Here is a 15,111-nt window from a genome sequence, read left to right as displayed (position 1 = left end):
AACCTCACCAAAAGGATCTTAAGAAGATCTTTTTTGCCTTGACGATACCATCACAAGTTTTTTAATGTGTTAAGTTGTTTCTCTCTAGCTTAGACCACTATGCCAACATGATTTTAATAAAAAACTAGGATGGTAATACTTATGTCATATATTATTTATTTATCGTTAAATGGTAAGAAACAAGGCTTAATATCAGCAGGGTGTTCTACTCTCGATTCCATAGGAAACCGATACCAAAAGGGACACGAAGACCAAATACAGGTATTGAGTTTAAATCACTCGATAATGCGTCAACAGAACGTAAGTCATAATCCAGTACAATTTGTCAAACCCATAGACAAATCCTCCCCATTATTAGCAATGGCTATAGATTCCAACGAATCACTGAATGGTGCGTTTATTTTCTATAGAACAAGCCAGACAGGACAATTAGAACTTTTTTATGAAGTCAAAATCACAGAAGCAACGATCACTGATCTTTCCTGTGTTTACCCTCACTCAATAAATGATCATGATAAGATGCCGTATGAAAAAGTTGTCCTCAATTATAAATCCATTTCATGGAACCATGTAACAGCAGGAACTTCCGCATATAGTATATGGGAAGACCGAGTCTACTAAGTAAAAAACTAAGCATATATTTTATATATGCTTAGCGACATAAACTTGGATATTTAACATATTTATTCGGTGAAACAAATGATGTTTTTTCACAAATAACATATCCTTCCCTCCTCAGCTTTGAATCTAAGTACCAAGAAAAAGGGAAGCTCAAAAATAAAAAAATAAAAAAATTGACAATAAAGATTTTTATTATCGTATTATTAAGTCTCGCTGGTTTTGAGGTGATACTATAATAAATAGCACAAACACACATATAAAAAGGCAGAGGGGATGCAAAGAAAAACAAAAATAATTTCCAAGAAAACGTTATTTCGTCCCCCAATTTAACAATTGATATCATATCCTCAAAAATAAAAAACATGGTAGAAGACATAATTAAAATTAAAAATAAAGAACTTATTATAATAATAAATCTATTTTTATTATCCATGCCAACCCCTTTACAATTAGATTGAAAATCCATTAGGATAAATAAAATCACTATCTTATATTTGGATAAGGGTAACCAAATGGCTGCTTACGATAATCTAACTTATCAGCTACACTTAGCTCATTTTCTCGCATATACTCTATCAGTTTTTTACTTAATTCAAATTTATTATCAAGATAATATAATAAACCAGCAACAGCAATACCAACTAGAATGACTCCAATAGTCACAGCGAGGACATAGGTACCAGCAGCTATAAACATTCCAGCAACAGCGTTAGCTGCCATGCCGACAAAAATTCCAACTGCTATCTTTGCTACATCCATTGTGATATTTCCAAAAAAATTGTAAATATCATATTCATCCCTAAATAATAGTTCAATAAATCTATAACCAACAGAAACAATAACACAATATCTTGCTACAGTTATCATGCCATTTTGCATTCCTTGCGTTCCTATACCCATATCTATCATTTTCCAGTGATTCGCACTATATTTTGCAGCCGTCAAAAAATTCCTAACCCCTGTTCGACCTGTTAACTTTATACTTCTATTACCATACCTATCAACATATTCAGTAACTCTCACACCAAAATTACTACTGAGTTCATTTGCCAATCGGCCAAAAGCATAGGCATCAATAATATTCCCTGTAAATGACGTTGCAACATCTGAACATGAAAAAGTGGCATCTTTCCATGATGAGTTTGGGTTAGGTCCACATAGATTTTTTACAATATTAATAGCTTCTTCAATAGTCAATACAACAAAAAGCTCTGTATTTTGGTCTAACTGATCTATCGCTTCCCCAATCTGTTCAGATTTAGAACGAGTATATTGACTGGTTTTGTCCCAACGCTTCGTTTTTCCATCTGCTTCGTCAATCTGATAAATTCCATAAAAATGCCGATCTAAAAATTCATTTTTCTTTTTAATATCCATTTAACACCTCACGAAATAACCAATTATGATATGCATTCATAATTTCAATGTTTTAATTTTTCTGACTCAAATTTTAATGACAAAACTCTGCCATCCGAAACACGCATATTCACCCCATCAGCTTGAGTTGATGACAATAGTTGAAAACAGAACATCATCATCACAGCCAGCTTATCCTCTGATCCCACTTGAGTATTGATCAATACATTACTTATTTTCTGCATCAATTCTTCTCTCTCATCCATACGACATCTCCTATTATTAATTAACAATGAGAATATAACATTTTTACATAAAAAATAGCCATATCAATCATATAACAATTAACCATTAAAAAAAGCACAAAATCATGCACTACTCTAAAACTTGTTTTACCTGTGTGTCTGTTTTCGCCTTCTCTACTGGCCCCCTGTCGATATCATCGCTGCACTACGCAAACAAGGAACGACCTTAGCGGCTATCTCCCGTAAGGCAGGATTAAGTTCATCCACATTAGCCAATACCCTAATTCGGCCTTGGCCAAAAGGAGAATGGATCATTGCTAACCAACTTGAGATGCCCCCTGCCCAAATTTGGCCAAGCCGTTATTTCGATAGCACAGGCCACCTGATAGAGCGTAAACCCAGAAACACCCCATGATAACGACATCCTTATACCTGATTTAACTGTCTTCATTAGGTAATGAAAATCAATAACCACAAATTGAAGCGTTTATTTTTAACATCTTTTAACCTCGTCAGTGAAATTTGGATAGCTCCTCTACTTGGGGTTTGGGGCCAATGGGACGAAAATCCCAAAAAGAAAAAATCATCTAAGCAAAGCTAGACAAACTTGATATAACCGCCAAACTTAATTAGTCGCATAATTCATAAACAAATAACCCTCCGGTAAACACGGGGCGATTCAATCTTTCTATAGAAAGGGAACTAAAATTATGACCGTGACGAATCAATTGCATGATATTACAGTGGCTGTTACACGCTCAAAAGGCGAAGATTTTACTATAGAACCTGCCCGTATCCGCGGCCCTCGTTATAATGAAATTCTTGTCCGTATGGTTGCTACAGGGCTCTGTCACACAGACCTCATCGTGCGCGATCAATATTACCCTGTTCCACTACCCGCCGTGCTGGGTCATGAAGGCGCTGGCATTGTTGAAGAAGTCGGCCCTCAGGTTAAGACATTAAAAGTGGGCGATCATGTGGTTCTTACTTATGGTGCCTGTGGCCATTGTCACCATTGTTCTGAGGGGCATGGAGCCTATTGCGACGATTTTTTTGGGCTGAACTTTGGTGGTTCGGATCTTTCTGGTCAAACAGCAATTGAAGATATGCATGGTCAGCCTTTGCATGATCATTTTTTTGCACAATCGTCCTTCGCTACTTATACGATTGCAAAGGAGAATAGTGCGATTAAAGTGCCTAAGACAGCACCACTTGCAATGCTGGGGCCGCTTGGCTGTGGTATTCAAACCGGTGCGGGTGCGGTCATGAATTCGCTGAAAGTCACACCGGGCAGCAGTTTTGTCAGCTTTGGTGCGGGTGCAGTAGGGTTAAGCGCTGTTATGGCCGCACGAGTAGTTGGTGCAACCAAGATCATCGCGGTTGATGTTGTCACTTCACGCCTCGAACTGGCCAAAAAACTTGGAGCAACCCATACGGTCAATAGTAAAGAACAAGATGTTGTTGCCGCGATCATTGAGATCACTGGTAGCGGGACAGATTTTGCGCTTGAATCAACGGGACGGACGGATGTTCTTGGTCAGGCGATTGAAACGCTTGCCAGCCTTGGTATCATTGGTGTTGTTGGCGCACCTAAACTTGGCACAAAGGCTGAATTTGACGTGAATAATCTGCTTTTAAAAGGGCGCAGCATTCGCGGTATCGTGGAAGGCGATAGTGTCCCACAGATATTTGTCCCGCAGCTTATTGAACTTTACCAGCAGGGACGCTTTCCATTTGACGAACTGATTAAGTTTTATCCGCTAGATAAGATCAATGAAGCGGCGAAAGACAGTGAAACGGGAAAAACTTTGAAGCCAGTTCTTCTGATCTCTGAGATTGATACCTTATGATAAAATACTCTACAAACAACGCTATAAAATAGAAAACATGTTTGCAAAAATCAAAGACTGGAGGCGCATCGCGACCCGGTATGACCGATGCGCTTACACTTTATATGTCTGCTGCTCGTAATCTTCTGGCTTAATTAATGAGGCCTGACCCTATCTAAATGGCTGTATTAATAGCCCCGTTGACACTCAAACTCCTATTTGAGAGAAACTATCCAAATACTACATCGGCATATAACCTTGTCGTTGCTAGTTTATGCAGCCTTAGTTGCCTTGCAGGTACAGGAGAAAAAACGCCGACAGGTCTGATTCATCTTCGTGTGTAGTTGCTTGAATTGCTTTGGTGGGTTTTTTTGTCTCCGATACTTCTTTGTTAATTTATCATACTCTTTGTGAGTAGCTATGTTACTTGGGGGCGATAAACGAACCCAAGACGCTGATATAGATCAGGCTATTGAATGTCTGAGGGACTATTTGAAGAGGTGATTATGGCCAAAGCACGTTTACATGATGATGCGATGGTGCAGCTTCTCCGTGAAGATCCTGAGTTTGCACAGCATTATCTGCACCAGGCGTTTGTTGATATGGATGAAGAAGGCGGACAGGAAGCATTTCTTATGGCATTGCGGCATGTTGTAGAAGCGCGAGGAGGAATGGCGTTGATTGCAGATAAAGCTGGCGTTTCACGCGAGACGTTATATCGAACACTATCGCCTAAAGGTAATCCGACTTTGAAAACTTTGCGAAATGTAGTTGCAGCAATAGGATTCCAATTTTCTCATATTGCAGCAATGGCTTAATCCGGCCAGATGAGGAGCTGAAGCCTAATAGCACGAAAGTGTACAATTGAGCTTTAAAAGCGATACACGGAACGGGAGTTGTATCAAATCTGTGCTCTTGGCGTTACTTGGTTTTTACCAAGTGACGCCAGAAGAAATCAACGCTGAGAGTCTGTCCTACCTGATTTTAGACAAATCCTAACCCAATGAAACCAGCAAATTATGTAAGAAATGAACCTTTTTTATAGCCTATAATTTATAGAAAATGTATCTATCCCCTAATAAATCCCAAGAGGCTAACCATACGGCGTGACCAGCGATAAAACTTCATGGGATGGCATATGCCATAGATCAGTACGATACCCGAGCCAATGGCGACATAAGGCTTGAAGGCAAGCAGGGTCTGCCAGCCTTTGTCATAAGGCTGAATGATATCAAGCCAGTGTTGGGTACACTCTGAAAGTGATTGCCGTTGCTGCTGTATTTCCAGTAATAACTGCTGTTTTCGCCATTCTCGCTGCTGTCGCTGTGACTTATTCATGATGGTCATCCTCCAGCATTTTGCGATCTATTTTTAGCTGTTCACGGGTTGAATTGAAAAAAGTCAGCTTTCTGGTTTTCCTGATCGTCCATATTGCACTAGACACGGCGAGAATCAGCAGAATTCCTGCGGTAATGGCCATTGCCGTTGCCCGATAAACAGGATCGATGACCCAGAATATCAATATTAACAGGCACATCAGGCCAAAGGTCGCAAATAACAGCGTAAACCCTATCAGCAGCAGCAACTGCACCAGCGTGGTCGTATTTTCTTCCAACTCAACGGCTATGAGTCGGATACGGGTTTCAACCATGCCAACAACAATCGCTGCCACTCGCTGTAAAGTATCAAATATCCCTTTGCCAGGGCCTTGTGAACGGCGTGGTTGGGTCATCTCAGCGTTTTGCCAGTAAAATACCCAACACGGCACCAACTGCCGCACCGATTCCTATACTTGTCCACGGATTATCACGGACGTAATTATCTGCACGGCCTGCAATTTCTTTTGTTTGATCGACCAACTTATCGCTAGCATCACTGAGCGTGACTCGCGCATCTTTCAACGTTTTTTCTGCTTTACTGCGTAGTTTTTCCAATTCAGCCTTGGATTTGTCACCGGAACTATTGAGAACTTCTTCCAGCGTATCCGCAAGGGATTGCAATTCAGTACGTAAATCTTCAGAGTTTTTCTTCTGCGGCATACTATGCTCCTGAAATGTACGATGGATGAATTTCTAACATAGTCGCTTTTATAAAGAGTTTAAAGTACGGATGTCAAAAATCATCCTGCTCTTCCTGAGATTAAGCTTAAATTTTGTTCGACGGATAGCCACGGGATAGAGGAATAGGAAGGCCAGTTGAGAAGGGAATTTGTCGGAGGTTCAATACCCTGTGGTATGTTTTGGCTCGATACCACAGGGAAAAGCCAGCCTTTGTATTGGTAGGAGAAAAATTTTCACGACAGGATATTACTGAGGGGGATGGTTAGCGCGTTTCTTACGCCAGATGACCGTCAGGCTGCCAATTAAGCCAATGAGTAGCAAACCCAGTGGTAACAGAACGAGAAAATTCATCACATATTCTTCGTATTGACGGAAAAGCGGACTTTTGCCAAGAGCATAACCTAAAGTAGTTAATATGATGACCCACAGGAATCCACTTAACCAATTGAAAATCTGGAAACGTCCGTTTTTCAGCCCGGCAATCCCTGCCAGGGTTGGCAGCAGGGTTCTGACAAATGCAAGGAAACGACCGATCAGCAGTGCGGATAAACCGTGGCGATGGAACAGATTGTGTGCGCGTTGGTAATAGTGAGCAGGAAGATGTGATAGCCAGCCTTGAACCAATTTGGTATTACCAAGCCACCGTCCCTGGAGATAACCCACCCAGCAACCAAGGCTTGCTCCGGCGGTGAGAATGAATATCGTTGCGGGGAAGCTCATAGCATCTTTTGCGATCAAAACGCCAACTAATATCAACAGGCTATCGCCCGGTAAAAAAGCCGCAGGCAATATCCCATTTTCCAGAAATAGGATCGTAAATAGCAGGATGTAGATTGCCCATACTAATGATGGGTTAGCCAGTGTTTCATAATCTTGGTGCCAAAGTGCATAAATCAGGTCTGTTACAATTTCCATCAAATGTTCCTAAAACGCGGATTAAGGATTACATCTTACTTTTATGGTGCATTTCTGGTGCGTTTCTGTTGGGTACTTTGAAAATACAAAATATTAAGTACCGATTGTCATAAAATACCCTTGAGCTTCTTGCAAGATGGCATAAAAACTAACAGGGACACTCTAACAAAATCAGCAGTAGCGAAACAGGAAATTTTGGTGACCAATTGAACATTCATTCAAATGTAAAAGTAAATTCTTCGACATATATCAATTGATTAATTATTCGGTGAAGTTTTCCCAAAATAGCATGATTTAACTATTTATCATGTGGACTGCTTGAATTTATGTTTTTTGTCAGCCAAACAGCCCTTGTCGTGTCATTTGATAACGAAAAGTAATCCATTAATAATATTGGAGACAGTACAGATTCTCATCGTTGTTGTTAAAATGATGATTCAATATAATTTGTTGAATAAAAAGAGTAATTACTGTTTTTTTATTATGATTCACGCCACATTGCTGTATGACTGCAATCAAAAAATTGCCATTCCGATCACACAAATGTAAACAATTTGTTATCAGATATTGTGTTGTCTGTATATTTCAATTAATTATTCTTTTTAGTTTTCTTCATTTCCCTATACTGGGGAAGCAAACACAAAAACAATAGGCTCATTGAGCCAAAAATATCAAATGGATAGGCTATGGAAAAACAACAAAAAGGCTTTGTGCAATATATTGTACAAGGAAGTCTTGTCACTCAAATTATTATTGGATTAATTGCAGGGATATTATTGGCATGGCTGTTACCTTCTGCGGCTGAGTCGGCTGATTTGCTTGGCTCTCTCTTCGTGAGTGCTCTGAAGGCTGTTGCCCCTGTGTTGGTGTGGATATTGGTGATGTCCTCGATTGCAAACCATAAAAAAGGACAAAAAACCAGTATTCGCCCGATCTTACTCCTTTACCTGATTGGAACATTCGGTGCCGCGGTAGTGGCGGTTATCGGCAGTACGTTGTTTCCGTCAACGCTGATACTGGTGACTAATGATGCCAAAATTTCACCGCCAGACAATATCGTTGAAGTCATGAGGGGGATTTTGCTTAACGTCGTTGTTAATCCGATTGATGCGATATTAAAAGGCAATTATGTTGGCATTCTGGCATGGTCAATTGGTTTAGGTATTGCTTTACGTCATGCCAAAGAATCGACCAAATCTTTAGTTCAGGATCTGGCTGAAGCCGTCACACAGATTGTGCGTGTTATTATTCGTCTGGCACCTATCGGGATCTTCGGTCTGGTGGCTTCAACTATTGCCACAACTGGCTTCGAAGCACTGCTTGGCTATGCTCGACTGCTGGCTGTTCTGCTTGGCTGTATGATTATTGTTGCCTTAGTGGTCAACCCGCTGATTGTTTACTGGACAATCCGCCGCAACCCTTATCCGTTGGTTTTTGCCTGCCTGCGTGAAAGTGGTGTGACAGCATTCTTTACCCGCAGCTCTGCGGCTAACATTCCCGTTAATATGGCAATGTGTCGTCGCATGAATTTGAATGAGGATACCTATTCAGTTTCTATCCCATTGGGGGCAACCATCAATATGGCGGGTGCTGCGGTGACGATCACGGTGCTGACGCTGGCGGCAGTCAATACACTGGAAATGACGGTTGATCTGCCAACCGCGATCTTGCTGAGTGTGGTTGCTGTGATTGGTGCGTGTGGATCATCGGGGGTGGCGGGTGGCTCTTTGCTGCTGATCCCACTGGCGTGCAGCATGTTCGGTATTTCCAATGAAATTGCCATGCAAGTTGTTGCGGTTGGTTTCATTATCGGTGTATTGCAGGATTCTGCCGAAACTGGCCTGAATTCTTCCACTGACGTGTTGTTTACCGCTGCGGCTTGTCAGGCAGAAGATGCCCGTCTTAATGCGGATCAGTTATCCCAGCGTCGTTAATGATTGACTGAAATAAAAACGGTGATAATCAGCGGATAGCTTTTTATCACCGTTTTTACGTATAAGGTCTAAAGTTTGCGCCGTTAAATCTTAAGCGCTAATCTGGCTCCCTGATCAATTGCTCTACGGGCATCCAGCTCTAGCGCGACATCGGCACCACCAATCACATGTACATTTTTTCCCATCGTTTGCAGCGGCTGATAAAGATCTTTTAATGGCTCCTGCCCTGCGCAGACAATCACATTGTCCACTTCGAGACATTGCTGTTCACCGTTGCGACTGATATGCAGCCCCTGATCATCAATCTTCAGGTATTGTACGCTGTTCAGCATCGTGATGCCCCGCATCAATAGACTGGCGCGGTGAACCCACCCGGTGGTTTTGCCCAGACCCTCGCCGACTTTCGAATCCTTACGTTGCAGCAGATAAATTTTTCGTGGAGAACGTTCCATTTGCGCGCCTTCCGGCTGTAATCCACCACGGTGGGAAAGTGTTTGATCGATGCCCCACTCTTGGCTAAACGCGTGGCTACTCAGGCTGCTGCTTTGTCCGTTTTGGCTCAGGTATTCTGCCGTATCGAAGCCAATGCCCCCTGCACCGATAATGGCGATACGTTGCCCTACATTGCGTTTATGCTTGAGTACATCAAGGTAAGTCAGCACTTTTTCATGGTTAATGCCATCAATATCTGGCGTCCGTGGGATGATGCCCGTGGCAATGACGATTTCATCAAACGACGCAAGCTGACTGGCTGTTGCGGTATGGTTGAGCTTGACCTCAACACCGTTCAATGCCAATTGGCGATCAAAATAGCGCAGCGTTTCATAGAATTCTTCTTTGCCGGGGATCTGTTTGGCAATATTAAATTGCCCACCAATCTTATTGTCACGTTCAAATAGCGTGACATGATGTCCTCGGCTGGCGGCAGTGACAGCAAAGGACAACCCCGCTGGCCCCGCACCAATCACGGCGATAGTTTTCGGTGCTTTCACAGGTTCAGAGATGAATTCAGTTTCATGGCAGGCGCGTGGATTGACCAGGCACGACGTCAATTTCCCGACAAATATTCTGTCCAGGCAGGCTTGGTTGCAGCCAATACACGTATTGATTTCATCAGCACGGTCTTGCTCGGCTTTTAAAACAAATTCGGCGTCAGCGAGGAAAGGGCGTGCCATGGAAATCATATCGGCACAGCCTTCACTCAGTGTCTGTTCAGCTACATGGGGATCATTGATACGATTGGTGGTAATCAACGGAATGCTGACTTTTCCCATCAATTTTTGAGTTACCCAACTAAAGCCGGCTCTCGGCACCATTGTTGCGATGGTTGGAATGCGCGCTTCATGCCAGCCGATGCCCGTATTGATGATGGAAGCGCCAGCTTTTTCAATTTCCTTCGCCAGTTGTTCGATCTCTTGCCAGTCAGAGCCTTCTTCCACTAAATCCAGCATGGAGAGACGATAGATAATAATAAAGTGCTCTCCTGTGATGGCGCGGGCAGCTTTAACAATTTCCACGGCAAAACGCATACGATTTTCGAAGTTTCCCCCCCACTTATCCTGTCGGTGATTAGTGCGGGCGACCAGAAACTGATTGATGAGATAGCCCTCTGAACCCATGATTTCGACACCATCATATCCAGCCTGTTGTGCGAGTTGGGCGCAACGTGCGAAATCCCTGATCGTCTGCTGGATATCTTCCTCAGACATTTCACGGGGCTTAAAAGGATTAATCGGTGCTTGAATGGCAGAAGGCGCGACAAGATTTTTCTGGTAGCTGTAACGTCCGGTATGCAGGATTTGCAGGGCTATCTTGCCGCCCGCCTGATGTACGGCATCCGTGATGACTTGATGATGAGGTAGGGTATCTTCATTATTCAGAATACTTGCACCGGCTGTAACAACGCCCTGTTCGTTTGGGGCAATACCGCCGGTTACAATCAATGCGACACCGCCAGCCGCACGTTCTGCATAGAACTGAGCCAGTCGTCGGGCACCATCGGGATGTTCTTCAAGCCCTGTATGCATTGACCCCATCAAAACACGGTTTTTCAGGGTGGTAAAGCCCAAATCGAGCGGGGCCAGCAGGTGAGGGTAATTGCTCATTGCATTCTCCATCGAATATTTGGTGACTTAAAAGTATTATTGTTTTCAGTATAACTAAGTGGTCGGATGAGATTGGGATCAAATTTAGACGGTTCCAGCCTGATTGGAACCGTTTTGTTAAGCGATTGTGACAAGTATCAAGAAATGATGTGCCAGTGGAAACCGTTCTTCAAATTCTGGGATTTAACGTGGGTATATTTAAAAATAGTTCAGCGTTTCTTTTATGCCGATGATATTTGAATCTTTCATGGAGTGTGGTGCGGGTTATTGAAGAGGGGCAATTGCATCAACGGTGCTTTAACATGGTATGTATGTTCTGCCCAAAGCCATCGAGCGTCTGGGGGCATATTCTGCGCAGTCATTTGCATGCAAGGGAGGATTCAATAAGAGACACTTGTGTATATAGCATGTTTGCCAGCGAATGGCCTGCCATTAAAACTCATCTTTATGGCTAATGGCAAAGCCACGCTAAACAGGCGATCAAGTATCTCTTCTTGATGATGATTAATCAGTAAGGGCTACTTTGATATGGTTATCCAGCTCGTCCAGCAGTTGGTAACGGCGGCGATATTCGGCGCGTTTCTTGCTGGCGATCTCTTCCAGGGACTTCCTTTCTATGGCTGATGGCAGATGGAAATCATTATTTTCCTTCCTGATACCATTCAGGGATTCCCAGAAGGCGTTATAATCGGCCACCATCTTATCTTTCTTTTTATGCCAATAGCGGATACTGCGATAAATATGTGTCTCGTTGCTGACCGCCAAGATCTGCTCACAATTCGCATGAGAGGCAAAACGGCAGATAGCTTCAATCAACAAACGCTTAGGAAATAATCCATAACATTCTTTGGTGGCATGGCGGATAATATCCAGAGAATTATCCATTTTAGCCGGGCCTTGCAATACACCAATGAATAATGTTTGCTTACCCTTAATCGTCAATAAAGTGAATGCGCATTTCGCCAGAATGGCATTTTCTGCTGTAGTAATATATAACGAAAGCTCACCTTCTTTATTCAGATTATCCAATGAATCAATATATATCATGAATGATTCATTTTTACCCTGAACCGTTGCCAGCAAATAAGCATGAGTATCAAATATTTTGTTGATAACAGCCGGCTCTAATTGTTCAAATAATATCTTATAATGTTCATTAAGTGCACAAACAATCTGTTTACGCTTGAAATTGATGCTCAAATATGGCCGATGCAATTTGCAGGGCAAACTGGGTTGCTTTTTTAAAATATCTTTATAAAGCGGGGTTTTAGCAATTTTATTCAAAAGCTTAAGTGTAGAAATAGGCGTAAAAATGCTGCGCAGAGCGAATTTAGTTCGATAACTGGAAGAATGCCAGTATTCACCGGGGGTAACACGCTTTCCGACAAGATCAGCAAACAGCTTCATACCTGAAGAAGCAGGTTGTTGTAGATAATTCATTAGGATTAAACTCAATAACTAAAAACTTTACCGAGTATATCATTGATTCATTCAATGGTATTAAAACGTTTGTAAATCATTTAATTACTTTAAATTTCTTTATTTAATGTTTTTTATGCAGGTATTTGTTGATTAGTCTTATTATTTATTTAATGTTATTAAAGAGGGATTTATTAGTATTAATGGTTAATATAAATAAGATTGCATTAATATATTCATGGTAATTATGAGTTATTTATTTTATATATTTTATAAATAAGATGTAATTGTTAATATATTTAAGTGAAATTGTAATTTGTTATCTTGAATAGCCCAGTTTGCTGTTTAACATTCTGGGCTATCAATGAATGGCTTATTCTTGTTTGTCTAAAATGCAAATAAATATCGGCTGAATTTAAGCGAGTTTCATGTGCAATAGTGGAAATGGATTCCCTTGTCCATCGACTTCTGAGCGAGCAAAAACCTGAAACCCCATATGCTTATAGAAGCCAACACCTTGTTCATTCTGTTCGTTCACATCCAGTTCGTTGATCTGCAATTCAGTCATTGCAAACGCCAGCAGCATCTTGCCGATCCCTTTACCTCGTGCCTGTGGTGAAATAAATAGCATTTCTACTCGCTGTTGATCGACTGCCACAAATCCTTCGATGATATGTGGGTTATTTACAGCCTTATAGATGATTAAATTGGGTAAGTAATCATTCAAGATAAGGGGACGTAGCTCTTCAATTATAGTTTCAGGCAAAAAATCATGGGTAGCACGCACAGAGGCTTCCCAAATCTGGGTAAGAATCGCAAAATCCGTCTCGGTGGCTTGCTTTATATACATCATATATCTCCGCAGATTATGCCTTGGTTTAGCCACTAGTTTGCCAAGATATGGTCTTTACGGCGCAGGCTCGCCAGTAGCATATAAATAGCAGTGGCCAGTAAGACAATGAAAAAGAAATTCATTAATCCATTGTGTTGCAACATAAAATTCCCTGCGCTCAGGGGGCCAATGGCGGAGCCGATACTGTAACTTAACAGCATCACTTGAGTTGCAGCCACAATACAGGATGAATCCAGTTTATCGCAGGCAAGCGTGATGGCGATCGGATAGAGTGCAAAAGAGGACATCCCCAGAAGCCCCAATGCCACGATCATCACAATATAATTTTCAGAAAGGTAGGTCATTCCCATCGCAAACACGCCGAGTAGTGAAACCATTGCCAGTAACAGCGTTTTGTTCATTATGACAGACAGCTTACTGACAATGGGCTGAATCACCATTCCGCCCAAAATAATCGCGGCCATTAATATGCCGACCTGTTCACCATCGAAGTGGCTTTGGCTTAACGATAAAGGCATCAGGCCGTAAATTGTGCCCATGACAACCCCTGACGTGATACAACCGACTATCGCTGGCTTGCTGAATTGGGCAATTTTTTTCAGCGATAAGCTCTGATGCTGGAGAGCGGGAGGTTGCCCTTGACGTATAAGTAATGGCGGCAGGGTGGCTAACAATAGTAGAGCTAGCACCACCATGAAAGGTACTATCCCCTGAGTCCCGATGAAGCCAATAGCCAGCTGACCCAGTGTTGTACCACCGTATAGGGAAGTCATGTAAAAACTCAGCCGCTTGGCTCTCTCTTTGGGGCTGTCACCCATCAACAACCAAGATTCTACCACGACAAAGATTCCTGCAACGGCGATCCCCGCTACGAAGCGAATAACCAGCCAGCTCTCTTTATTTGGAAAAAAAGGCAAGACTATAACCGTCGCGGCTAAAAGCAGCAAAAAACTAATAAATGAAAAGCGATGGCCTATTTTGGCAATAACAGGTTCAATCATAATTGAGCCTATTAATAAGCCCACGTAATAAGCACTGGCCAACCAGCTGGCATAATTCGTATCGATGTTGAAATTTGCCATCGACAAAGGAATTAAGCTCATTAAATAACCAGAAGCAATCGCAAATACCGTCAAGCCTGCGACAGGTACAAATGCACTGTCATTGTTGCGCAGCAGTTTCACTACTGTCGTCTCCACATAAAAAATCAGCTGGATATGCGCTGCTTCTCATCAAGATTTTGCCGAATGGCGGTAACGATATATGCCAGGGATTGGGATATATCTTGGTGATTTAAGCAGTAGGTAAGTCGCTCAAGAACCTTGAGCGCTGCGGACTATAGCCCTTTACTCCAGAGAGATACAATGAGAAAAACTGATACTCATGAATGAAAAGATTTATGAAAGGGCAAAGTCGTTTTGGGCAAGCTCTGTACTATCATCCAAGGTGTTATCTTTAATAAAATTTCTGCTGTCATTTATGTCCTGATTAGGATCATTGTTTTTTAAGAGGATAAAAAGGGAATTTTGGGCGAAAAACGTTCGTTTGAGAGTAATTTGTTTATCTGTTTACATAGAAAGAATCTAGTGTTTTCTACTGAATTTGAATTATGATCCAGTGATGATGATAATTATCATAGGTGTGACATTAACAAATTATATTTAAAAAATTTATCTGTAAAAAAATAATCTTACGCGAAATTTTTTAAATCAAGTGAAATTATCCATTTGTAATGTGAATTTAGGTAAGACTATACCATCAATATTGTTATAGT

General features: G+C 41.8%; 16 protein-coding genes and 2 pseudogenes. 7 read left to right on the top strand and 11 right to left on the bottom strand.

All coding sequences use genetic code 11. The features are described from left to right. The first annotated feature begins 141 nt into the window (after window positions 1-141). Window positions 142-621, top strand: coding sequence for an Hcp family type VI secretion system effector (locus PSI22_RS17240; RefSeq protein WP_273580807.1), 480 nt, complete (start codon window positions 142-144; stop codon window positions 619-621). A gap of 31 nt (window positions 622-652) precedes the next feature. Here PSI22_RS17240 and PSI22_RS17235 read toward each other — a convergent pair whose 3' ends face one another. The 3 genes from PSI22_RS17235 to PSI22_RS17225 are packed head-to-tail and all read right to left on the bottom strand — an operon-like array spanning window position 653 to window position 2,243. Beyond that, on the bottom strand, window positions 653-1,054 hold the full coding sequence (locus PSI22_RS17235; protein ID WP_273580806.1) for a DUF1240 domain-containing protein: 402 nt from the start codon (window positions 1,052-1,054) through the stop codon (window positions 653-655). A 50-nt stretch (window positions 1,055-1,104) separates the two neighbouring features. Next, window positions 1,105-1,998 carry a hypothetical protein gene (locus PSI22_RS17230; RefSeq protein ID WP_273580805.1) on the bottom strand — a complete coding sequence of 298 codons (894 nt, stop codon included), beginning with the start codon at window positions 1,996-1,998 and terminating at the stop codon, window positions 1,105-1,107. A 44-nt stretch (window positions 1,999-2,042) separates the two neighbouring features. After that, window positions 2,043-2,243: a hypothetical protein gene (locus tag PSI22_RS17225; RefSeq protein ID WP_273580804.1), complete on the bottom strand. Its 201-nt coding sequence runs from the start codon at window positions 2,241-2,243 to the stop codon at window positions 2,043-2,045. Between the two features lie 121 nt (window positions 2,244-2,364). Here PSI22_RS17225 and PSI22_RS17220 point away from each other — a divergent pair, with 121 nt between their 5' ends. From PSI22_RS17220 to PSI22_RS17200, 5 genes and pseudogenes are all read left to right on the top strand, one after another. Next, window positions 2,365-2,637 carry a helix-turn-helix domain-containing protein gene (locus PSI22_RS17220; RefSeq protein ID WP_273580803.1) on the top strand — a complete coding sequence of 91 codons (273 nt, stop codon included), beginning with the start codon at window positions 2,365-2,367 and terminating at the stop codon, window positions 2,635-2,637. A 295-nt stretch (window positions 2,638-2,932) separates the two neighbouring features. Continuing rightward, window positions 2,933-4,072 carry an NAD(P)-dependent alcohol dehydrogenase gene (locus tag PSI22_RS17215; protein WP_273580802.1) on the top strand — a complete coding sequence of 380 codons (1,140 nt, stop codon included), beginning with the start codon at window positions 2,933-2,935 and terminating at the stop codon, window positions 4,070-4,072. Beyond that, window positions 4,062-4,210: pseudogene (locus tag PSI22_RS17210) on the top strand (IS5/IS1182 family transposase); the annotation flags it as partial. The gene PSI22_RS17215 and the pseudogene PSI22_RS17210, both read left to right, overlap by 11 nt. Window positions 4,211-4,465: 255 nt before the next feature. After that, window positions 4,466-4,555, top strand: a pseudogene (locus tag PSI22_RS17205) (type II toxin-antitoxin system RelE/ParE family toxin); the annotation flags it as partial. 2 nt (window positions 4,556-4,557) lie between these two features. Then, the gene (locus tag PSI22_RS17200) at window positions 4,558-4,869 is read left to right on the top strand and encodes an addiction module antidote protein (protein WP_196245143.1); all 312 of its coding nucleotides are present in this window, start codon (window positions 4,558-4,560) and stop codon (window positions 4,867-4,869) included. 250 nt (window positions 4,870-5,119) lie between these two features. Here PSI22_RS17200 and PSI22_RS17195 read toward each other — a convergent pair whose 3' ends face one another. From PSI22_RS17195 to PSI22_RS17180, 4 genes are all read right to left on the bottom strand, one after another. After that, window positions 5,120-5,389 carry a YqjK-like family protein gene (locus PSI22_RS17195; RefSeq protein ID WP_273580801.1) on the bottom strand — a complete coding sequence of 90 codons (270 nt, stop codon included), beginning with the start codon at window positions 5,387-5,389 and terminating at the stop codon, window positions 5,120-5,122. Continuing rightward, window positions 5,382-5,783, bottom strand: a complete 402-nt coding sequence (locus PSI22_RS17190; protein WP_273580800.1) for a phage holin family protein — start codon at window positions 5,781-5,783, stop codon at window positions 5,382-5,384. Before PSI22_RS17190 ends, PSI22_RS17195 begins: the two co-directional genes overlap by 8 nt. Before the next feature lies 1 nt (window position 5,784). Continuing rightward, window positions 5,785-6,090, bottom strand: coding sequence for an ElaB/YgaM/YqjD family protein (locus PSI22_RS17185; RefSeq protein WP_273580799.1), 306 nt, complete (start codon window positions 6,088-6,090; stop codon window positions 5,785-5,787). A gap of 267 nt (window positions 6,091-6,357) precedes the next feature. Then, entirely contained in the window at window positions 6,358-7,026 is a 669-nt protein-coding gene (locus PSI22_RS17180) for a DedA family protein (protein WP_273580798.1), read from the bottom strand. 686 nt (window positions 7,027-7,712) lie between these two features. Between PSI22_RS17180 and sstT the strand changes: the two genes are divergently transcribed. Beyond that, on the top strand, window positions 7,713-8,960 hold the full coding sequence (sstT, locus tag PSI22_RS17175; protein WP_273580797.1) for a serine/threonine transporter SstT: 1,248 nt from the start codon (window positions 7,713-7,715) through the stop codon (window positions 8,958-8,960). A gap of 83 nt (window positions 8,961-9,043) precedes the next feature. On the opposite strand, the gene PSI22_RS17170 is transcribed toward sstT, so the two are convergent. The 4 genes from PSI22_RS17170 to PSI22_RS17150 all read right to left on the bottom strand — a co-directional run bounded on the left by PSI22_RS17170 (window position 9,044) and on the right by PSI22_RS17150 (window position 14,521). Next, entirely contained in the window at window positions 9,044-11,065 is a 2,022-nt protein-coding gene (locus PSI22_RS17170) for an NADPH-dependent 2,4-dienoyl-CoA reductase (protein ID WP_273580796.1), read from the bottom strand. 504 nt (window positions 11,066-11,569) lie between these two features. Further along, window positions 11,570-12,505 carry a VirK/YbjX family protein gene (locus PSI22_RS17160; RefSeq protein ID WP_273580795.1) on the bottom strand — a complete coding sequence of 312 codons (936 nt, stop codon included), beginning with the start codon at window positions 12,503-12,505 and terminating at the stop codon, window positions 11,570-11,572. Between the two features lie 394 nt (window positions 12,506-12,899). Next, a complete protein-coding gene (locus tag PSI22_RS17155; RefSeq protein ID WP_273580794.1) occupies window positions 12,900-13,334 on the bottom strand; it encodes a GNAT family N-acetyltransferase in 435 nt (144 codons plus the stop codon). A 35-nt stretch (window positions 13,335-13,369) separates the two neighbouring features. Then, window positions 13,370-14,521, bottom strand: a complete 1,152-nt coding sequence (locus PSI22_RS17150; protein ID WP_273580793.1) for an MFS transporter — start codon at window positions 14,519-14,521, stop codon at window positions 13,370-13,372. Window positions 14,522-15,111 lie beyond the last annotated feature (590 nt).

This window comes from Xenorhabdus aichiensis (assembly GCF_028598775.1).
In the GTDB taxonomy this organism is placed as follows: Bacteria; Pseudomonadota; Gammaproteobacteria; order Enterobacterales; family Enterobacteriaceae; genus Xenorhabdus; species Xenorhabdus bovienii.
Note: the sequence above shows the minus strand (reverse complement) of the source record. Positions and strands in the feature narration are given on the sequence as shown.